General features: G+C 69.4%; 15 protein-coding genes. 11 read left to right on the forward strand and 4 right to left on the reverse strand.

The window, feature by feature from the left end; genetic code table 11:
• The 4 genes from ACFQ7F_RS25690 to ACFQ7F_RS25705 are packed head-to-tail and all read right to left on the reverse strand — an operon-like array spanning position 1 to position 5,851.
• Positions 1–861, reverse strand: coding sequence for a 2Fe-2S iron-sulfur cluster-binding protein (locus ACFQ7F_RS25690; RefSeq protein WP_383274437.1), 861 nt, complete (start codon positions 859–861; stop codon positions 1–3).
• Positions 858–2,897 (reverse strand): NADH-ubiquinone oxidoreductase-F iron-sulfur binding region domain-containing protein, encoded by a 2,040-nt coding sequence (locus tag ACFQ7F_RS25695; protein WP_383274440.1) that lies wholly within the window; start codon positions 2,895–2,897, stop codon positions 858–860. Before ACFQ7F_RS25695 ends, ACFQ7F_RS25690 begins: the two co-directional genes overlap by 4 nt.
• A 28-nt stretch (positions 2,898–2,925) precedes the next feature.
• Entirely contained in the window at positions 2,926–4,851 is a 1,926-nt protein-coding gene (locus tag ACFQ7F_RS25700) for a molybdopterin oxidoreductase family protein (RefSeq protein WP_383274443.1), read from the reverse strand.
• A gap of 22 nt (positions 4,852–4,873) precedes the next feature.
• The gene (locus ACFQ7F_RS25705; protein WP_383274446.1) at positions 4,874–5,851 is read right to left on the reverse strand and encodes a 2-dehydropantoate 2-reductase; all 978 of its coding nucleotides are present in this window, start codon (positions 5,849–5,851) and stop codon (positions 4,874–4,876) included.
• Between the two features lie 231 nt (positions 5,852–6,082).
• On the opposite strand from ACFQ7F_RS25705, the gene ACFQ7F_RS25710 reads away from it, so the two are divergent.
• The 11 genes from ACFQ7F_RS25710 to ACFQ7F_RS25760 all read left to right on the forward strand — a co-directional run.
• Positions 6,083–7,417: an OFA family MFS transporter gene (locus ACFQ7F_RS25710; protein ID WP_383274449.1), complete on the forward strand. Its 1,335-nt coding sequence runs from the start codon at positions 6,083–6,085 to the stop codon at positions 7,415–7,417.
• Between the two features lie 234 nt (positions 7,418–7,651).
• Complete coding sequence (locus tag ACFQ7F_RS25715) at positions 7,652–8,599, forward strand: beta-ketoacyl-ACP synthase III (RefSeq protein ID WP_383274452.1); 948 nt, start codon at positions 7,652–7,654, stop codon at positions 8,597–8,599.
• A gap of 87 nt (positions 8,600–8,686) precedes the next feature.
• Positions 8,687–9,367 (forward strand): GntR family transcriptional regulator, encoded by a 681-nt coding sequence (locus tag ACFQ7F_RS25720; protein ID WP_383274455.1) that lies wholly within the window; start codon positions 8,687–8,689, stop codon positions 9,365–9,367.
• A 229-nt stretch (positions 9,368–9,596) separates the two neighbouring features.
• Entirely contained in the window at positions 9,597–10,778 is a 1,182-nt protein-coding gene (locus tag ACFQ7F_RS25725; protein ID WP_383274458.1) for an ROK family protein, read from the forward strand.
• Positions 10,779–10,974: 196 nt separating this feature from the next.
• A complete protein-coding gene (locus ACFQ7F_RS25730; RefSeq protein ID WP_383274461.1) occupies positions 10,975–12,492 on the forward strand; it encodes a sugar ABC transporter ATP-binding protein in 1,518 nt (505 codons plus the stop codon).
• Entirely contained in the window at positions 12,489–13,508 is a 1,020-nt protein-coding gene (locus ACFQ7F_RS25735) for an ABC transporter permease (protein WP_383274464.1), read from the forward strand. Before ACFQ7F_RS25730 ends, ACFQ7F_RS25735 begins: the two co-directional genes overlap by 4 nt.
• A 26-nt stretch (positions 13,509–13,534) precedes the next feature.
• On the forward strand, positions 13,535–14,575 hold the full coding sequence (locus ACFQ7F_RS25740; protein WP_383274467.1) for a substrate-binding domain-containing protein: 1,041 nt from the start codon (positions 13,535–13,537) through the stop codon (positions 14,573–14,575).
• Positions 14,576–14,623: 48 nt separating this feature from the next.
• Positions 14,624–15,841 carry a Gfo/Idh/MocA family protein gene (locus tag ACFQ7F_RS25745; protein WP_383274470.1) on the forward strand — a complete coding sequence of 406 codons (1,218 nt, stop codon included), beginning with the start codon at positions 14,624–14,626 and terminating at the stop codon, positions 15,839–15,841.
• Positions 15,842–15,853: 12 nt separating this feature from the next.
• Positions 15,854–16,855: a sugar phosphate isomerase/epimerase family protein gene (locus tag ACFQ7F_RS25750; protein ID WP_383274473.1), complete on the forward strand. Its 1,002-nt coding sequence runs from the start codon at positions 15,854–15,856 to the stop codon at positions 16,853–16,855.
• 329 nt (positions 16,856–17,184) lie between these two features.
• Positions 17,185–19,677 carry a PQQ-dependent sugar dehydrogenase gene (locus ACFQ7F_RS25755; RefSeq protein WP_383274476.1) on the forward strand — a complete coding sequence of 831 codons (2,493 nt, stop codon included), beginning with the start codon at positions 17,185–17,187 and terminating at the stop codon, positions 19,675–19,677.
• An 18-nt stretch (positions 19,678–19,695) separates the two neighbouring features.
• On the forward strand, positions 19,696–20,882 hold a 1,187-nt coding region (locus ACFQ7F_RS25760; RefSeq protein ID WP_383274479.1), incomplete at its 3' end, for a ThuA domain-containing protein.

The following is a 20,882-nucleotide window of genomic DNA, read 5'->3' on the forward strand; positions in this document are numbered from 1 at the left end:
TCAGTCCCGGTTCTGTACGTGCTGGTAGCCGAAACGGCCCTTGATGCAGAGGTTGCCGTGGGTCACCGGATTGTCGTGCGGTGAGGTGACCTTCACGATGTCATTGTCCTGCACGTGCAGGGTCAGGTTGCAGCCGACTCCGCAGTACGCACACACCGTCGTCGTCTCGGTCTGCTGCTCCTCGTCCCAGGTGCCCGCGGCCCGCATGTCGAACTCGGACTTGAAGCTGAGAGCTCCGGTCGGGCAGACCTCGATGCAGTTCCCGCAGTACACGCACGCGGAGTCGGTCAGCGGACCGTCGTGCTCGACGGCGATCCGGGCGTCGAAGCCGCGGCCCGTCACGGAGATGGCGAACGTGTTCTGCCACTGGTCGCCGCAGGCGTCGACGCACTTGTAGCAGAGGATGCACTTGTCGTAGTCGCGCACGTACAGATCGTTGTCGACCTTGGGCTCTTCATTGAGCCGGGCGGCGTCGGGGCCGAAACGGTCGGGCTTGGCGTCGTACTCTTTCAGCCAGCCCGCGACCTTCGGGGTCGTCGACATGTCGACGGACGACGCGAGGAGTTCGAGCACCACCTTCCGGCTGTGCCGCGTGCGCTCGGTATCGGTGAGGACGGTCATGCCCGGTTCGGCCCGGCGCGAGCAGGCCGGTGCGAGGGTGCGGGCGCCCTCCACCTCGACGACACACACCCGGCAGGCGTTCTTCGGGGTGAGGGTGTCGCCCTCGCAGAGGGTCGGGACGTCCTTGCCCGCGGCCCGGCAGGCGTCCAGGATGGTCGCCCCTTCGGGCACTCTGGCGTCCTGCCCGTCAAGGGTGAACTCGACGAGGCGGCGCGGGATTCCCAGCGGTACGGCGGTCACTTGTACGCCCCCAGGCGGTCGATGGCGGATTCCACGGCGTTCCACGCGGTCTGGCCGAGCCCGCAGATGGAGGCGTCGCGCATGGTCCGCCCCACCTCGCGAAGGAGAGCGATGTCACCGGCGGCCTCGGCCCCGGTCCGCTCGAGAATGCGGTGCAGAGCCTCCTCCTGCCGGACGGTGCCGACCCGGCAGGGCACGCACTGCCCGCAGGACTCGTCGCGGAAGAACTCGGCGATGCGCAGCAGGACGCGGGGGAGCGGCACGGTGTCGTCCAGGGCGAGCACGACGCCCGAACCGAGCGTGGCGCCCGCGTCCCTCGTCCCCTCGAAGGTGAGCGGGATGTCGAGCTCGTCAGGCCGTACGAAGCCTCCGGCCGCGCCGCCCAGAAGGACCGCACGGAGGTTGTCCGGCATCCCGGCGATGCCGAGGAGCTCGCCGAGGGTGGCGCCGAAGGGGAGCTCGTAGATGCCGGGGCGTTCGACGCTTCCGGAGACGCAGAAGAGCTTGGGCCCGGTGGACTTCTCCGTGCCGATGGCGGCGTAGGCCTGTGCGCCCATGGTGAGGATGGGGAGCACATTGACGAGGGTCTCGACATTGTTCTCGGCGGTGGGCTTACCGAAGAGCCCCTTCTCCACGGGGAAGGGCGGCTTGGACCGAGGCTCGCCTCTGTACCCCTCGATGGAATTGAAGAGGGCGGTCTCCTCCCCACAGATATAGGCGCCAGCGCCACGCCGGATCTCGATGTCGAAGGCGTACCCCTGCCCCAGGACATCGTCCCCGAGCAGTCCACGCGCGCGGGCCTGGGTGATGGCGTGGTTCAGCCGCTCCAGGGCGCGGGGGTACTCGCCGCGCAGATAGAGGTAGCCGAGGTGGGCGCCGGTCGCGTACCCCGCGATGGTCATCGACTCGATGAGCGAGTACGGGTCGCCCTCCATGATCACCCGGTCCTTGAAGGTACCGGGCTCGGATTCGTCGGCGTTGCAGACGAGGTAGTGGGGGTGGTCGGGCTGCGAGGCGGTGGCCTGCCACTTCCTTCCCGTGGGGAAGGCGGCGCCTCCTCGGCCCAGGAGGCCGGAGTCGGTCACTTCGCGGATGACGGCGGCGGGGCCCATGGCGAAGGCGTGCCTCAGGGCGGTGTAGCCGCCGTGCGCGCGGTAGTCGTCCAGGGAGGTGGGGTCGACGGTGCCGATTCTGCTGAGGAGCAGGAGGCCGTCCTGGCCTGCTTGGGGGACGGCGAGTTCTGCCGGGGGCTCGGCGGGGGCGGTCTCCGGGGCGAGGGCGGCTTGGGCGAGGGGGTCGGGTGCGGCGGGGGCGATGGTTGCGGTGAGGTACGAGGCTTCTCGTTCCCCAATCCCGCCCCTTCCCGAACTGGGGCTCCGCCCCAGACCCCGCTCCTCAAACGCCGGAGGGGCTGAAAGATCACGGCTGGGCGGAAGGGTTTCAGCCCGTCCGGCGTTTGAGGACGAGCCGTCAAGGCGATCGGCGGCAACGCCAGGCCCCTGCGCCAGCGGGTTTTCGGGAAGGGGCGGGGTTGGGGAAAGAGGCGCCGCAGGCGCACCGGACCGCACCACCAACGCCGCCGGCGCCCGCTCGCACAGCCCCAGGCAGGGGCTCTGCTCGACGGCGACCCCGGACGCGGGGCCAAGGCGGGCCGAGACCTCCCCGCACAGCTCGGCCCCGCCCCCGCAGGCGAGGTCCGTACACACCCGCACCACCGTCGCGGGACGGGGCCGCACCGAGAACATCGAGTAGAACGTGGCCACCCCGTACCCCTCCGCCGGCGGCACCATCAGCCGTCGGCAGAGGTAGCCCAGGCCCCCCTCGCTCACCCACCCCACGCGGTCGTTGAGCGCGTGCAACCCCGGCAACAGCTCATCCCGCCGCTCCCGCGCCGCACGGCCTCCCCGCGCCCACCGCAGATCCGCGTCGCTGCGGTCGTCGGCGCCATCCCACGCGGACTCGGGCGGCCCGAGCACCGCGTCGACGGCCGCTCGCTCCTCGTCCGTCGGCTTGCTGTCACCGAAGTGCAGATCCATACGTCACCCTCACCTCACTGGTGAAACATCACTGGCGAACTGGCGCGGCCAGCTTGTCGATACGTATCGCCGACGCCTTGAACTCCGCCGTGCCCGCGATCGGGCAATTGGCCTCGATCGTGAGCTGGTTGGTGTCGACCTCGTCGGGAAAGTGCATGGTCATGAAGGCCAGACCGGGACGGAGTCCGGTGTCCACCCACACGGGCGCCGTCACCGCACCGCGCCGCGACGACACCCGGACCTGCTCGCCGACCACGACCCCGTACCGCTCGGCGTCCTCAGGGCACAGCTCGACGAACTCGCCGCGCCGCAGCGGCGAGGCGAAACTCCCGCTCTGCACCCCGGTGTTGTAGGAGTCGAGCCGCCGCCCCGTCGTCAGACGGATCGGGTAGGTCTCGTCCGTGAGGTCCACCGGCGGATCGTGCGCGACGAGCCCGAAGGGCGCGAGCACACCCCGCCGCTCCGGGTCCGCGTCCCACAACCGCCCGTGCAGGTAGGTCGGTTCGACCCGGTCCTCCGACGGGCAGGGCCACTGGATGCCCTGCAAGGATTCGAGGCGGTCGTACGTCATGCCCCGGTGGTCCGGCGACACCGACCGCAGCTCGTCCCAGACCGCCTGCGCGTCCGCGTACTTCCAGTCGTGGCCGAGCCGTTCGGCGAGGTCGCAGAGGATGTCGATGTCCTCTCGCGCCTCACCGGGCGGCCGCACGGCTTTGCGCACCCGCTGCACGCGCCGCTCGCTGTTGGTCGTCGTGCCGTCGGTCTCCGCCCAGGCGGCGGTCGCGGGCAGGACGACATCGGCCAACTCGGCCGTCTTCGTAAGGAAGATGTCCTGGACGACGAAGAAGTCCAGGGCCCGCATCCGCCGCGTCGCCTGCTCGCTGTCCGCCTCCGACTGCGCGGGATTCTCGCCGATGCAGTAGACGGCCTTGAGGTCGCCCTCCTCCATGGCCTCGAACATCTCCGTCAGGTTCAGTCCGTAGCGCGGCTGGATGACCGTGTCCCAGGCCGTCTCGAACTTCAGCCGGGATTCGGGGTCGAGGATGTCCTGGAAGCCGGGCAGGCGGTTGGGGATCGCGCCCATGTCGCCGCCGCCCTGCACGTTGTTCTGGCCGCGCAGAGGCTGCAGGCCCGAGCCGAAGCGCCCCACGTGGCCGGTCAGGAGCGAGAGGTTGATCAGCGCGCGGACGTTGTCCGTGCCGTTGTGGTGCTCGGTGATGCCGAGGGTCCAGCACAGCTGCGCCCGTTCGGCACGCGCGTAGGCGTGCGCCAACTCCTTGATGGCGGCGGCCGGTACGCCCGTCACCTTCTCGGCGAGCGAGAGCGTCCACGGCTCGACCAGGGCCGCGTACTCCTCGAAGCCGGACGTGGCCCGCTCGACGAACGCCCGGTTGGCCAGGCCCGCGTGGATGATCTCGCGGCCGATCGCGTGCGCCATCGGGATGTCCGTGCCGACGTTCAGGCCGAGCCAGCTCTCCGCCCACTCGGCGGTCTTCGTGCGGCGCGGGTCGACGGCGTACATGCGGGCGCCGTTCCTGATCCCCTTCAGGACGTGCTGGAAGAAGATCGGGTGCGCGAAGCGGGCGTTGGAGCCCCACATCACGATCAGGTCGGTGTGTTCGACCTCTTCGTAGGAAGAGGTGCCGCCGCCCGATCCGAAGGCGGCGGACAGGCCCGCGACGCTCGGTGCGTGGCAGGTGCGGTTGCAGGAGTCGACGTTGTTCGTGCCCATCACCACGCGGGCGAACTTCTGTGCCACGTAGTTCATTTCGTTGGTCGCGCGGGCGCAGGAGAACATCCCGAACGCACCGCGCGCGGCCTGCAGTCCGGCGGCTGTCCGGGTCAGCGCCTCGTCCCAGGTGGCCTGACGGAACGGCTCGTCGCGCGAGTCGCGGACGAGGGGGTGGGTGAGCCGGGTGTATGTCTTGGGCACCCGGTCCCGTTTCCTGCTCATGCCGGGTTCCCGATGGTCTCGTTCATGCCGCGCTCCTCATGCGGTCGGCCAGCAGATCCGAGATGGCGTGGACGGTGCGGAGCGTCGGCACCGGGACCCCGGTGATCTCCGCCAGCTCCACGACGGCCGCGAGCAGCACGTCGAGTTCCAGCGGTTTGCCGCGCTCCAGGTCCTGGAGTGTGGAGGTGCGGTGGTCGCCCACGCGTTCGGCGCCCGCGAGGCGCCGCTCGACGGAGATGTCCGGGCGGCAGCCGAGGGCCGCCGCGACGGTGAGCGTCTCGGTCATCATGATCTCGATGACGCGGCGCGTGCCGCCGTGCAGGCACATCTCGCGCATGGTGGCGCGGGCGAGTGCGCTGATCGGGTTGAAGGAGATGTTGCCGAGCAGCTTGATCCAGATGTCGCCGCGCAGTTCGGGCTCGACGGGACACTTGAGGCCGCCCGCCTGCATCGCGTCGCTGAAGGCGAGACAGCGCTCCGAGCGCGAGCGGTCGGGCTCCCCGATGGAGAACCGGGTTCCTTCCAGGTGCCGGACAACTCCCGGCCCCTCCAGTTCGGTTGCCGCGTACACCACGCATCCGACGGCCCGCTCGGGCGCGATCACCGCACTGACCGCGCCGTCGGGGTCCACGCTCGCGACGCGGTGGCCGTCGTGCGGGCCGCCGTGCCGGTGGAAGTACCACCAGGGGATGCCGTTCTGGGCGGCGATCACCGCCGTCCTGTCATGCAGGAGGGGCCCGATCAGCGGCCCGCACGCCGCGTACGAGTTGGCCTTCAGGCCCAGGAAGACGAAGTCGACGGGGCCGATGTCGGCCGGGTCGTCGGTGGCGTGGGCCCGCGCGGTGAAGTCGCCGCGCGGGCTGTGGACACGTACTCCGTGCTGCCTCATGGCCGCGAGATGCGGTCCACGGGCTACGAGATGGACGTCGGCACCGGCGCGGTGCAGCGCGGCTCCGACGTAGGCGCCGATCGCACCGGCGCCGAGGACTGCGACTTTCACGGTGGCGCGCTCCGTTCGGTTGAGGGATCCGAAGAAGGCTCAGGAGAAAGAGAAGGCTCCAGAGGAGGAGAAGACTCAGAATCGACATCGCACGTCATGAACTGTCGATGGAATATTGTCTACAGTATGGAAGTTGACCCAGCAAGAGGTCGCGCGACAGATTGCATACCGTCGACGGAATCGGCTCGACCCCCTTCACAACTCCTCACTTGATTCCTACTGTTCGGGATCATGAAGCCTCCCGTCGCACCCCCGGGATGGAGTCGCTGGCTCGTACCGCCCGCCGCCCTGTCCGTACACCTCTCCATCGGCCAGGCCTACGCCTGGAGCGTCTTCAAACCCCCGCTGGAATCAGCGCTCCACCTCAGCGGTACGGAGAGCGCGCTCCCCTTCCAGCTCGGCATCGTGATGCTCGGCCTCTCGGCGGCCTTCGGCGGCACGCTCGTCGAGCGCAACGGGCCGCGCTGGGCGATGACGGTCGCCCTCGTCTGCTTCTCGTCCGGCTTCCTGATCGCGGCACTCGGCGCGGCGACCGGTCAGTTCTGGCTGATCGTCTTCGGCTACGGCTTCGTCGGCGGTATCGGCCTCGGCATCGGCTACATCTCGCCCGTATCGACCCTGATCAAGTGGTTCCCCGACCGCCCCGGCATGGCTACCGGCATCGCGATCATGGGCTTCGGCGGCGGCGCGCTCATCGCATCGCCGTGGTCGGCGCAGATGCTGGACTCCTTCGGCAGTGACAAGGACGGCATCGCGCTCGCCTTCCTCGTGCACGGCCTCACGTACGCCGTCTTCATGGCGCTCGGCGTGTTCCTGGTGCGGGTGCCGCGTACGGAAGGGGCGCGGGCGCCCGGTGCCCCCGGCGTGCTCGACGGGCCGCAGGTGTCGGCGCGGGCCGCCGTGCGGACACCCCAGTTCTGGTGCCTGTGGATCGTGCTCTGCATGAACGTGACCGCGGGCATCGGCATCCTGGAGAAGGCGGCGCCGATGATCACCGACTTCTTCTCCGACACCTCGACGCCGGTCTCGGCCGCCGCCGCCGCGGGCTTCGTCGCGCTGCTCTCCGCCGCCAACATGGCCGGACGCATCGGCTGGTCGTCGACCTCCGACCTGATCGGCCGCAAGAACGTCTACCGCGTCTACCTGGGCGTCGGCGCGCTGATGTATCTGCTGATCGCCAGCTTCGGGGACACCTCGAAACCGCTCTTCGTCGTCTGCGCCCTGGTGATCCTCTCCTTCTACGGAGGCGGCTTCGCGACGATCCCGGCGTATCTGAAGGATCTCTTCGGGACGTACCAGGTCGGCGCGATCCACGGCCGTCTCCTCACCGCCTGGTCCACGGCGGGCGTCCTCGGGCCGCTGATCGTCAACTGGGTCGCCGACCGACAGGAAGAGGCGGGCAAGCACGGGGCGGGGCTCTACGGCGTCTCGCTCACGATCATGATCGGCCTCCTTGTCGTCGGCTTTGTCGCGAATGAGTTCGTTCGTCCCGTCCATGCCCGCCATCACATCGCCGCTCCGAAGGAGGCCACCCATGACGACACCGACGAGCCCGTCACCAAGTAGTCCGCCCCGTCGCCGTGCGCTGATCGTCGGCGCCTGGCTCTGGGTGGGGGTTCCGCTCGCATATGGGCTGTATGAGCTCGTACACAAGGCCACTCAGCTCTTCACCGGGTGACGTGATGATGAGAAGTGTCCAAACCCCGCGCCCGTTTCCTGTTGCTTTACTTGTCTCGTTACTGGCGAGTCGCTGACCAGACTGGACTGTCCCGCATCTCCGGCACCAAGGGGGACCCGTTCATGCACGGCTCACGCATCGCCGCCGTCGGCCACTACCAGCCCGCCAAGATCCTCACCAATGAGGACCTGGCGGGCATGGTCGACACCAGCGACGAGTGGATCCGCTCCCGCGTGGGCATCCTCACCCGCCACATCGCGGGACCCGAGGAGCCGGTCGACGAGCTGGCCGCGCACGCCGGGGCCAAGGCCGTCGCCGCCGCCGGCCTCGCGCCCGGCGACATCGACCTCGTCCTTGTCGCCACCTCCACCGCCATCGACCGCTCGCCGAACATGGCGGCGCGGGTGGCGGCCCGCCTCGGTATCCCGTCACCGGCCGCCATGGACATCAACGTCGTGTGCGCGGGCTTCACGCACGCGCTCGCCACCGCCGACCACGCGGTACGGGCCGGGGGAGCCACCCGCGCCCTGGTGATCGGCGCGGACAAGATGTCCGAGGTGGCCGACTGGACGGACCGCACCACGTGCGTCCTGGTCGGGGACGGCGCAGGAGCGGCCGTCGTCGAGGCGTGCGAACCGGGCGAGGTCCCCGCCATCGGCCCCGTGCTCTGGGGCTCGGTGCCCGAGATGGGCAACGCCGTCCGTATCGAGGGCACGCCCCCGCGGTTCGCGCAGGAGGGGCAGAGCGTCTACCGCTGGGCGACGACGCAGTTGCCGCCGCTCGCCCGCAAGGCCTGTGAGCGGGCCGGTCTCACCCCGGCGGACCTGGCGGCGGTCGTCCTGCACCAGGCCAACCTGCGCATCATCGAGCCGCTCGCCGAGCGGATCGGCGCGGTCAACGCGGTCGTCGCGCGCGACGTCGTGAACTCGGGCAACACGTCGGCGGGCAGCATCCCGCTCGCCCTGTCCAAGCTGGTGGAGCGCGGCGAGATCGTCCACGGTGATCCGGTGCTGCTCTTCGGCTTCGGCGGGAACCTGTCGTACGCGGGCCAGGTCATCCGCTGCCCGTAGCTGTGTGACGGGCCCGACTCCCCCTGGTGCTGGCCATTGTGCTCAGTAGACTGTAGACAAAAGGCAATCGTCGACGAGGGGACCGCGATGTTGTCCACAGGACTGCCGCAGGGTGCGGTGCCCAAGCTCGAACGGCCAGGTCCGCTCCGTGAGCGGGTCTACGAAGCGCTGCTCGAGCTCATCACGACCCGCGCGCTCCAGCCGGGCCAGCACCTGGTGGAGAGCGAACTGGCCGGACACCTGGGAGTGTCACGGCAGCCGGTGCGCGAGGCGCTGCAGCGGCTCAACACCGAGGGCTGGGTCGATCTGCGCCCCGCGCAGGGCGCGTTCGTCCACGAGCCCACCGAGGAGGAGGCGGACCAGCTGCTCACGGTCCGTACGCTCCTGGAGGCGGAGGCCGCCCGGCTCGCCGCGGCCAACACGGGCACCGCGGGGATCACCGCCCTGGAAGAGCTGTGCGCCAAGGGAGAGCAGGCCGTGGCGGACGGCGAGGTGGACCTGGTGGTGACCACCAACGCCGCCTTCCACGCCAAGGTGATGGAACTCGCCGGCAATGTCGTCCTTGCCGAACTCGCCGGGCAGGTGGACCGCCGGGTGCGCTGGTACTACACGCCGGTGGCCCGTCGGCGCGGCAAGCAGTCCTGGATCGAGCACCGTGCGCTGATCGCGGCGATCGCCGAGCGCGACGAGCGCAGGGCCACGGAGATCATGCGCGCGCACACGGAGCACACGCGGGAGACGTACCACCGGCGCGAGCGCGAAGACTGACGCGTCAGCCCGTCCGGCCCGCGAGGACCGGCTGGGGCAACGCCTTGTCCGCTTCTTTGTCCTGTGACTGGAGAAAGTCATGGGTAATTCCTGCGCAACTTCTTCCCACTCCCGGCAGGCGCTGCTACGTTCCCCTCGAAAGCCCGACGCGACGGCGAAAATCCGCCGCTGCGGGACGAGTGGGACGACATGAGTTGCCCAAAGAGGCGGGGAGGGGCGCGTGAGACGTATGACGGCTCGACCCGCCAATGCGCACCAGGCGCGACTGCTGCGGCTGCTGCGTGACGGAGGGCCCAACTCCCGTGCCCAGCTGGGCGACCAGGTCGACCTCTCGCGGTCGAAGCTGGCCGTCGAGGTGGACCGGCTCCTGGAGACCGGACTCGTGGTCGCCGACGGACTCGCCGCCTCGCGCGGCGGCCGTCGCTCCCACAACATCCGCCTGGCCCCGGGCCTCCGCTTCCTCGGCGTGGACATCGGCGCGACCTCGGTCGACGTAGCGGTGACCAATGCCGAGCTCGAGGTCCTCGGTCACATCAATCAGCCCATGGACGTGCGTGAAGGCCCCGTTGCCGTCTTCGAGCAAGTCCTCGCCATGGCGGCCAAGTTGAAGGCATCCGGGCTTGCGGAAGGGTTCGACGGCGCCGGAATCGGCGTCCCGGGTCCCGTCCGCTTCCCCGAGGGTGTCCCGGTCGCCCCGCCGATCATGCCGGGGTGGGACGGCTTTCCCGTACGGGAGGCCATCAGCCAGGATCTGGGCTGCCCCGTCATGGTCGACAACGACGTGAACCTGATGGCGATGGGGGAACAGCACGCGGGCGTCGCACGCTCCGTGGGCGATTTCCTCTGCGTCAAGATCGGTACCGGCATCGGCTGCGGAATCGTCGTCGGCGGTGAGGTCTACCGAGGGGTGACCGGCAGCGCGGGCGACATCGGCCACATCCAGGTCGAACCGGACGGGCGGCCCTGCGCCTGCGGCAACAAGGGCTGCCTCGAGGCGTACTTCAGCGGCGCGGCACTCGCCCGCGACGCGGAGGACGCCGTCGGTCAAGGGCTCCTCCAGGAGCTCGCGACCCGGCTTGAAACCGCCGGGAAGCTCAGCGCGGTCGACGTCGCCGCGGCGGCCGCCGCGGGTGACGCCACCGCACTCGACCTCATCCGCGCGGGCGGCAACCGCACAGGCCAGGTCATCGCGGGCCTCGTCAGCTTCTTCAACCCGGGCCTCGTGGTGATCGGCGGCGGCGTGACCGGCCTCGGCCACACGCTGCTCGCCGCCATCCGTACGCAGGTCTACCGCCAGTCGCTGCCCCTGGCGACCGGCAACCTCCCCATCGTCCTGGGCGAGTTGGGGCCGACCGCCGGCGTCATCGGCGGCGCCCGGCTCATCAGCGACCACCTGTTCTCACCGGCCTGACCGGTACGTTCTCGCCCGGCCTGACCAGTACGTACGACCCTTAGCACGTAGCACGCCCCGTACGAAGTCACGCACCACACCTCACTCAGTACAGCGCGCAGCCTCGCCCTGCTCCGAAACAGGCCCTGCCCCTCATGGCCATTGCCCTACCCCGCCCTGCCCTGTAACCGGCCGCACCCGCCTTAGGGAACCTGTCATGGCACCAGAACCACCACTGCTCACCATGTCCGGCATCACCAAGTCGTTCCCCGGCGTCCGCGCTCTCGACGGCGTCGACCTTGAGGTCCAGGCCGGTGAAGTGCACTGCCTCCTCGGCCAGAACGGCGCCGGGAAGTCCACGCTCATCAAGGTCCTCGCCGGGGCCCATCAGCCCGACGACGGCGAGATCACCTGGCGCGGCGAGCGCACCACGCTCAAGTCGCCCATCGCCGCCATGCGCCTCGGCATCGCCACCATCTACCAGGAGCTCGACCTGGTGGAGCACCTGTCCGTCGCCGAGAACGTCCATCTCGGGCATGAGCCGACCGCCGCCGGTTTCGTCGTCAAGGGGCGAGAGGCGAAGGCATCAACCGCCGCGCTGCTCAAACGACTTGGCCACGCCGAGATCGACCCGGGAACGCTCGTCGGTGACCTCTCCGCCGCCCATCAGCAGATCGTTTCCATGGCCCGCGCGCTCTCCCACGAAGTACGTCTCATCGTCATGGACGAGCCGTCGGCCGCCCTCGACCCGGACGAGGTCGACAACCTCTTCCGTATCGTCGCCGACCTCACGGCGGACGGCGTCGCCGTCGTCTACATCTCCCACCGCCTCGAAGAGATCCGCCGCATCGGCGACCGCGTCACCGTCCTGAAGGACGGCCGGGCGGTCGCGGGCGGACTCCCGGCGAAGGAGACCCCGACCAGCGAGGTCGTCGCCCTGATGACGGGCCGCAACGTCGAGTACGTCTTCCCGGACCGGCCCGCCGAACCACCGACCACCGAACCGGTGTTGAAGGTGTCGGGCCTTGCCCGCGCCGGTGAGTTCGAACCCATCGACCTCGAACTGCGCCCCGGCGAGATCGTCGGCCTGGCCGGACTCGTCGGATCCGGGCGCTCCGAGATCCTGGAGACCATCTACGGCGCACGCAAGCCCACCGCCGGTCAAGTCACCCTCGACGGACAGACGTTGCGGCCCGGCAGCGTACGCGCCGCCGTGCGCGCGGGGCTCGGACTCGCACCCGAGGAGCGCAAGGCGCAGGCCCTGCTGATGCTGGAGTCCGTCACCAACAATGTTTCGGTCTCCACCATGTCCCGCTTCTCGCGCGGAGGCTGGCTCGACCGGGGCGCCGAGAAGAAGGCCGCTCAGGCCGCGACCCGCGAGCTCTCCCTGCGGCCCGACAACCCCTCGGCGCCGGTGCGCACGCTCTCCGGCGGTAACCAGCAAAAGGCCGTCCTGGCCCGCTGGCTGCTCCGCGGCTGCCGCGTCCTGCTGCTCGACGAGCCGACCCGCGGAGTGGACGTCGGCGCCCGCGCCGAGCTGTACGCCGTGATCCGCCGCCTCGCCGACGACGGCCTCGCCGTCCTGCTCGTCTCCAGCGAAGTCCCCGAAGTCCTGGGCCTCGCCGACCGTGTCCTGGTTCTCCGCGAGGGCCGCGTCGTGCATACGGCGCCCGCCCGTGACCTCGACGAACACCGCGTACTCGACCTCGTACTCGAAGGGAGCCCGGCGTCATGACGCAGCCCGCATCGCCGCCACGGCCCGCCGCATCGAAGACTCAACCGGCGGACGGCGCAAGCCCGTTGCGGACGGTCATCGCACGTGCCGACGTGCGGACGCTGTCCCTGCTCGGTGTGCTCGCCGTCCTCGTCCTGATCGGCGGCATCACCCAGCCCGACTCGTTCCTGGACACCGACAACGTCCAGCTGATCCTCACTCAGGCGTCCGTCATCGGCGTCGTGACGGTCGGCATGACCTTCGTGATCATCTCCGGCGGCATCGACCTGTCGGTCGGCGCGATCGTCGCGCTCGCCTCGGTGTGGGCGACGACGGTGGCGACCCAGGAGTACGGCTTCGCCGGCATCCTCTTCACCGCGGTGATCGTCGGCATGGCCTGCGGCCTCGTCAACGGCATGCTCATCGCGTACGGCGCGATGGTGCCGTTCATCGCGACGCTCGCGATGCTGGCCGCGGGCCGGGGCCTTGCCCTGCAGATCACCGACGGCAAGACGCAGATGGTCACCGTGGACAGCGTGCTCAAGCTCGGCGAGCGCGACTCCTACGTCCTCGGCATCCCGCCGCTCGTGCTCGTCTTCGCCGCCGTCACCGTCGTCGGCTGGCTGCTCCTGAACCGCACCACCTTCGGGCGCCGCTCGGTCGCGGTCGGCGGCAACGCGGAAGCGGCGCGGCTCGCAGGCATCGACGTACGCAGGCAGCGTCTCTACCTCTACCTGCTTTCCGGCCTCTGCTGCGGCATCGCGGCCTTCCTCCTCATCATCCTCTCCGGGTCGGGCCAGAACACCAACGGCAACCTCTACGAGCTCGACGCCATCGCCGCCGCGATCATCGGGGGCACCCTGCTCAGCGGCGGCCGCGGCACCATCATCGGTTCCGTGCTCGGCGTGCTGATCTTCACGACGATCCAGAACATCTTCGCGCTCAACAACCTGGAGACCGCCGTCCAGCAGATCGCCAAGGGGGCGATCATCGTCGCCGCGGTGCTCGTCCAGCGACGTACGTCCTCAACTCATTGACCCGCAGACCCGAAGGGTTCACCGCCATGCCAGACATCACGAGCCGCAGAGGACTGCTCTTCGGAGCGGCCGCCCTGTCCACCGGCGCCCTCATAACGGGCTGCACCAGCAACGAACCCAAGGACGAGGGCTCGGACGACAAGTCCCAGCCGGTCGCCGACGACAAGCCGGGCAAGAAGGTCACCATCGGCTTCGCCGGCCCGCAGGCCGACCACGGCTGGCTCAACGCGATCAACGACAACGCCAAGGAGCGGGCGAAGAAGTACTCGGACGTCACCCTTGAGGCCACCGAGGGCTCGAACGACACGGCCGCCCAGATCGGCCAGGTCGAGACGCTGATCAACAAGAAGGTCGACGTCCTGGTGATCCTGCCGGCCGACGGCAAGGCGCTCACCCAGGTCGGCCTGAAGGCGATGAAGGCGGGCATACCCGTCGTCAACCTCGACCGGGTCTTCGCCTCGCCGCAGGCCTACCGTTGCTGGGTCGGCGGCGACAACTACGGCATGGGGCTGAGCGCGGGCCACTACATCGGCGAGAAGCTCAAGGACAAGAAGAGCGCCAAGGTCGTCGAGCTCGCGGGTCTCGACAACCTGGAGCTGACCAAGCAGCGCTCGAAGGGCTTCGACGACGCCCTGAAGAACTACTCGAACATCGAGAAGGTCGCCCGGCAGGCCGCCGACTTCACCGTCGAGTCGGGACAGTCGAAGATGTCCCAGCTCCTGCAGGCGCAGAAGAACTTCGACGCCCTGTGGAACCACGACGACGACCAGGGCGTGGGCGCCCTGCGCGCCATCAAGCAGGCGGGTCGCGACGACTTCCTGATGGTCGGCGGCGCGGGCGCGCTCTCCGCGATGCAGGCCATCGAGTCCGACGACAGCGTGCTCAAGGCCACCGTGCTCTACCCGCCGACCATGGCCGCGTCCGCGATCGACCTGGCGCGTGCGCTCGGGCAGGGCAAGGGCATCAGCGGCATGGCCGAGTTCGAGATCCCGGCCTTCATCACCCTCTACTCGGCCGTCGTCGACAAGGAAAACGTCGGCAAGTACATGTCCACCGGCTTCAAGTGATGCGCGCGTCCGCACCCCCCACCGAGCTTTTACCAGGAGGAGTACCGCATGCGTGAGACGGAACACGAGGCTGAGACCGGTAAGCGGCCATTGGGGGTGGGCATGGTCGGATACTCCTTCATGGGCGCCGCCCACTCCCAGGGCTGGCGCACCGTCGGACGCGTCTTCGATCTGCCGTTGCGGCCGGTCCTCTCGGCGGTCTGCGGACGCGACGGCTCCGCCGTGCGCGCCGCGGCGGACCGCCTCGGGTGGGCGGCCGCGGAGACCGACTGGCGCGCACTCGTGGCCCGTGACGACGTCGACATCATCGACATCTGCACCCCCGGCGACAGCCATGCGGAGATCGCGATCGCCGCGCTCGAAGCGGGCAAGCACGTGCTGTGCGAGAAGCCGCTCGCCAACACCGTCGAGGAGGCCGAGGCGATGGCCGAGGCCGCCGAACGGGCCCGCGCACGGGGGCAGGTGGCGATGGTCGGCTTCAACTACCGCCGCGTTCCCGCCCTCGCGCTCGCCCGGCAGATGGTCGCCGATGGCCGGCTCGGCACGCTGCGGCACGTGCGGCTCACCTACCTCCAGGACTGGCTGGTCGACCCCGGCTTCCCGCTGACGTGGCGGCTGAGCAAGGACCGCGCGGGTTCCGGCGCGCTCGGTGATCTGGGTGCGCACATCGTGGACCTCGCGCAGTACCTGGTGGGGGAGCCGGTGGCGGGGGTGTCGGCGCTGACCGAGACGTTCGTACGGGAGCGGCCGCTGCTCGAAGGGGCGTCGAGCGGTCTCACGGCGGAGGGGAGCACCGGGGTCGGTCAGGTCACGGTGGACGACGCCGCGGTCTTCACGGGACGCTTCCCGTCGGGCGCCCTGGCGTCCTTCGAGGCGACCCGGTTCGCCGCGGGTCGCAAGAACGCCCTGAAGCTCGAACTCAACGGCTCCGACGGCTCGTTGGCCTTCGACCTGGAGCGTCTGAACGAGCTCTCCTTCCACGACCACACGGAGCCCGCCACCTCCTCCGGCTTCCGCCGCATCCTCGTCACCGAGCCGGGCCACCCGTACCTGGAGGCCTGGTGGCCGCCGGGTCACGGCCTTGGCTACGAGCACACGTTCGTGCACCAGGCCCGCGACCTGCTGCACGCCATCGCCACGGGTGAGCAGCCCGAACCGTCCTTCGCCGCCGGTCTCTCGGTGCAGCGGGTGCTCGCCGCGGTGGAGGAGAGCGCGGCGAAGAACTCGGTCTACACCTCCATAGCTTCCACCCCCGTCACGGTCTGAGGAGGCCTGTTCATGCCCCGCGACTTCACGCTCTTCACCGGCCAGTGGGCCGACCTGCCACTTGAGGAGGTCTGCCGCCTCGCCCGCGACTTCGGCTACGACGGCCTCGAACTCGCCTGCTGGGGCGACCACTTCGAGGTCGACAAGGCGCTGAGCGACCCTTCCTATCTGGACTCGCGCCGCCAGCTCCTCGACAAGTACGGCCTCAAGTGCTGGGCCATCTCCAACCACCTGGTCGGGCAGGCCGTCTGCGACGCGATCATCGACGAGCGGCATCAGGCGATCCTGCCCGCCCGCATCTGGGGCGACGGAGAGGCGGAGGGGGTCCGGCAGCGCGCCGCCCGCGAGATCGAGGACACGGCACGTGCGGCGGCCGCCTTCGGCGTCGACACGGTCGTCGGTTTCACCGGCTCGGCGATCTGGCATCTGGTGGCGATGTTCCCGCCCGTGCCGGAGACGATGATCGAGCGCGGCTACGACGACTTCGCCGAGCGCTGGAATCCGATCCTCGACGTCTTCGACGTACAGGGCGTGCGCTTCGCCCACGAGGTACATCCCTCGGAGATCGCGTACGACTACTGGACGACGAAGCGCGCTCTGGAGGCGGTCGACCACCGCACGGCCTTCGGCCTGAACTTCGATCCCTCGCACTTCGTGTGGCAGGACCTGGACCCGGTCGGTTTCCTCTACGACTTCCGGGACCGGATCTACCACGTCGACTGCAAGGAGGCCAGGCGCCGCCTGGACGGCCGCAACGGCCGTCTGGGCTCGCACCTGCCGTGGGGCGACCCGCGCCGCGGCTGGGACTTCGTGTCGGCGGGCCACGGGGACGTCCCCTGGGAGGACGTGTTCCGGATGCTGCGCTCGATCTCCTACGAGGGCCCGGTCTCGGTGGAGTGGGAGGACGCGGGCATGGACCGTCTCCAGGGGGCGCCGGAGGCGCTGAAGCGTCTGAAGGCGTACGACTTCGAGCCCCCGACGGCGTCATTCGACGCTGCGTTCGGAGGCAATTAGCCCGTCCGGCGTTTGAGGACGAACTCGGCGAAGCCGGTGATGGACGGCACCTGGGGTCTTCGGGGTCCAGGGGCCGGCCCCTGGTTAAGGGAAGGGGCGGGGTGGGGTGAATCTCCCTGCCCGCACCCCCAACCCACTCATCCACTTTGTCCCGCGCAAGGTAAAAGCCGAACTCTGATGCAGTGCAAGGGCTTTCCGCCACGGACAAACGTGGCTACCGTCCCTGATGTGTACAGGACATGAATCTTTCCCGGGGTGACGGCGCACCCCGGTACCCAGCGCCACCGCACCACACCCGCGTACGACCGTCCCCCTTCCGGAGGAACCCCGTGCACAGGAAACGCCTGAGATTCCGCAAGACCCTCGCGCTCTTCACCGGCACTCTGCTGGCCGGCGCCAGCCTCACCCTCGTCGCCCCCACCGCGAACGCCGCCGACCCGGAGGCCGTCCGCGCCGCCCAGGCGCAGGCGGACAAGGCGGCGGACGGCAAGGCCGCCGCCGAGGACTTCCAGCAAGTGACCCTCGCCAAGGGCGGGGAGGAGACGGGCGAGCCGATGACGCTCGCCGTCCTGCCCGACCGCTCGGTCCTGCACACCTCCCGCGACGGCACACTCCGCCTCACGGACGCCGCGGGCAACACCAAGATCGCGGGCAAGATACCGGTCTACTCGCACGACGAAGAGGGCCTCCAAGGCGTCGGCCTGGACCCGAAGTTCAGCGAGAACCGCGCGATCTTCCTCTACTACGCGCCCCCGCTCGACACCCCCGCGGGCGACGCCCCGGAGAACGGCACGGCCGAGGACTTCAAGAAGTTCGACGGCGTCAACCGCCTCTCCCGCTTCGTCCTGAAGGCCGACGGCACCCTCGACAACGCCAGCGAGAAGAAGGTCCTCGACGTCCCCGCGAGCCGCGGCACCTGCTGCCACGTGGGCGGCGACATCGACTTCGACAAGGACGGCAACCTCTACCTCTCGACCGGCGACGACTCCAACCCCTTCGCCTCGGACGGCTTCACGCCCATCGACGAGCGCGCGAGCCGCAACCCCGCCTTCGACGCGCGGCGCAGCGCGGGCAACACCAACGACCTGCGCGGCAAGATCATTCGCGTCAAGGTCGCCGACGACGGTTCGTACACGGTCCCGGACGGCAACCTCTTCGCGCCGGGCACCGAGAAGACCCGCCCCGAGATCTACGCGATGGGCTTCCGCAACCCCTTCCGCATGAGCGTCGACAAGCCGACCGGCATTGTGTACGTCGGTGACTACGGGCCCGACGCGGGCGCGGCCGACCCCAAGCGCGGCCCCGCCGGGCAGGTCGAGTTCGCCCGTGTGACCAAGCCGGGCAACTTCGGCTGGCCGTTCTGCACCGGCAAGAACGACGCGTACGTCGACTACGACTTCGAGACCAAGACCTCCGGCGCCGCCTTCGACTGCGCAGCGCCGAAGAACGAGTCGCCGCACAACACCGGCCTGACCGACCTGCCGCCCGCGCAGGAGGCCTGGATCCCCTACGACGGCGGCTCTGTCCCGGAGTTCGGCTCCGGCTCCGAGTCCCCGATGGGCGGCCCCGTCTACCGCTATGACGCGGCGAACACGTCCCCGGTGAAGTTCCCGGAGGCGTACGACGGCGACTTCTTCGCGGGAGAGTTCGGACGGCGCTGGATCAAGCGCATCGAGCAGAGCGCGGACGGCACCGTCCAGTCCATCAACCCGTTCCCGTGGACGGGCACGCAGGTGATGGACATGGAGTTCGGCCCGGACGGCGCGCTGTACGTCCTGGACTACGGCACGGCCTGGTTCGGCGGCGACGAGAACACCGGTCTCTACCGCATCGAGAACGCCACCGAAGGACACTCCCCGGTCGCCGAGGCGAGCGCCTCCGTGACCAGCGGCCAGGCCCCGCTCAAGACCAAGTTCACCGCGAAGGCCACGGACGCCGACGGCGGGACGCTGACCTACGCGTGGGACTTCGGCGACGGCGGCAAGTCGACCCAGCAGAACCCCTCGTACACGTACAAGAAGAACGGCGTCTACACCGCGACCGTGACCGTCAAGGACTCCACCGGGCGCACCGGTTCGGCCAGCGCGCACCTCACCGTCGGCAACACCGCACCCAAGGTGACCCTGGAACTCCCCGGTGACGGGCAGCTGTTCACCTTCGGCGACAAGGTGCCCTTCAAGGTGAAGGTGACCGACAAGGAAGACGGCCCGATCGACTGCACGAAGGTCAAGGTCACCCACATCCTCGGCCATGACAGCCACGGCCACCCGGTCACGTCGGCCAACGGCTGCGAGGGCACCATCCAGACGTCGGCGGACGGCGAGCACGACCCGAACGCCAACATCTTCGGGGTGTTCGACGCCGAGTACACCGACAAGGGCGCCAACGGCCAGCCCGCGCTGACCACCCACGACCAGAACGTCGTCCAGCCCAAGAACCGCCAGGGTGAGCACTTCGACGACTCCAAGGGCGTGTCCGTGGCCAACCACACTCCGGCACACGGAGGCAAGACGGTCGGCGACATCAACAACGGCGACTGGATCTCCTTCAAGCCCTACATCCTCGGCAACGCCACCAAGCTGACCGCGCGCGTCGCGTCGGCCGGCGCGGGCGGCACGCTCGAGGTACGCAGCGGATCGGCCACCGGCAGGCTCCTGGGCAAGGCCAAGGTCGCGCCGACCGGTTCGTGGGAGACGTACGCGGACGTGAGCACCGCCATCAGCAAGGCACCCAAGACGACCACCACGCTCTTCCTGGTCTTCAAGGGCACGGGCACCGGAGCCCTGTACGACCTCGACGACTTCACCTTCACCACGAGCTGAGAAAGGGGCCACCCCACCATGCGCGCATCCGCACGCATCACCATCGCCACCGCCACGGCCGCCCTGCTCATCGGCTGCGTATCGGGACCGGCCGCCTCCAAGCCGGAAGGGCCACAGGGCAAGGCCGACGGCGAGAAGGTCCTGGTCTTCTCCAAGACCGCCGGTTTCCGGCACGACTCCATCCCCGAGGGCATCGCGGCCATCAAGGAGCTCGGCGCGGCGAACGGTTTCGCCGTCGACGCGACCGAGGACGCCAAAGCCTTCACGGCCAAGAACCTCGCGAAGTACGACGCCGTGGTCTGGCTCTCCACGACCGGTGACGTCCTCGACGCCAAGCAGCAGAGCGCGTTCGAGGGCTACATCAAGCAGGGCGGCGGGTACGTGGGCGTGCACGCCGCCGCCGACACCGAGTACGACTGGCCCTTCTACGGCGGGCTCGCGGGCGCGTACTTCCAGTCGCACCCCGCGATCCAGCCCGCGAAGGTCCAGGTCGAGGACCACGGGCACCCGTCCACGGCGCATCTGCCGGGGGTCTGGGACCGGACCGACGAGTGGTACAACTACCGCTCCAATCCTCGGGACAGCGCCCACGTCCTCGCCTCGCTCGACGAGTCGTCCTACACGGGCGGCTCGATGTCCGGCGACCATCCCATCGCCTGGTGCCAGGAGTACAAGGGCGGCCGCTCCTTCTACACGGGCAGCGGCCACACCAAGGAGTCGTTCGCCGATCCCGCGTACCGCAAGCATCTGCTCGGCGGGATCCGCTGGGCGACGGGTGCGGTGCAGGCCGACTGCCGTCCGGAGAAGGGCTACACGCCGGTCTTCGACGGCACGGCCAAGTCCCTCGACGCCTGGAAGCAGGCGGGCCCCGGCTCCTTCGAGCTGAACGAGAAGGACGGGACCCTCACGACCGTCGGCGGCATGGGCATGCTCTGGTACGGGGCGAAGGAGCTCGGCTCCTACTCCCTCAAGCTGGACTGGCGCATGGACGGCGACGACAACTCGGGGATCTTCGTGGGCTTCCCGCCGTCCGACGACCCCTGGTCGGCCGTGAACAACGGCTATGAGATCCAGATCGACGCCACCGACGTACCGGAGAAGACTACCGGCTCCGTCTACGGCTTCCAGTCCGCCGACCTGAAGAAGCGCGACAAGGCGCTGAATCCGGCGGGGGAGTGGAACACCTACGAGCTCCGGGTCGAGGG

The organism is Streptomyces sp. NPDC056486, from assembly GCF_042795295.1.
Classification (GTDB): Bacteria; Actinomycetota; Actinomycetes; order Streptomycetales; family Streptomycetaceae; genus Streptomyces.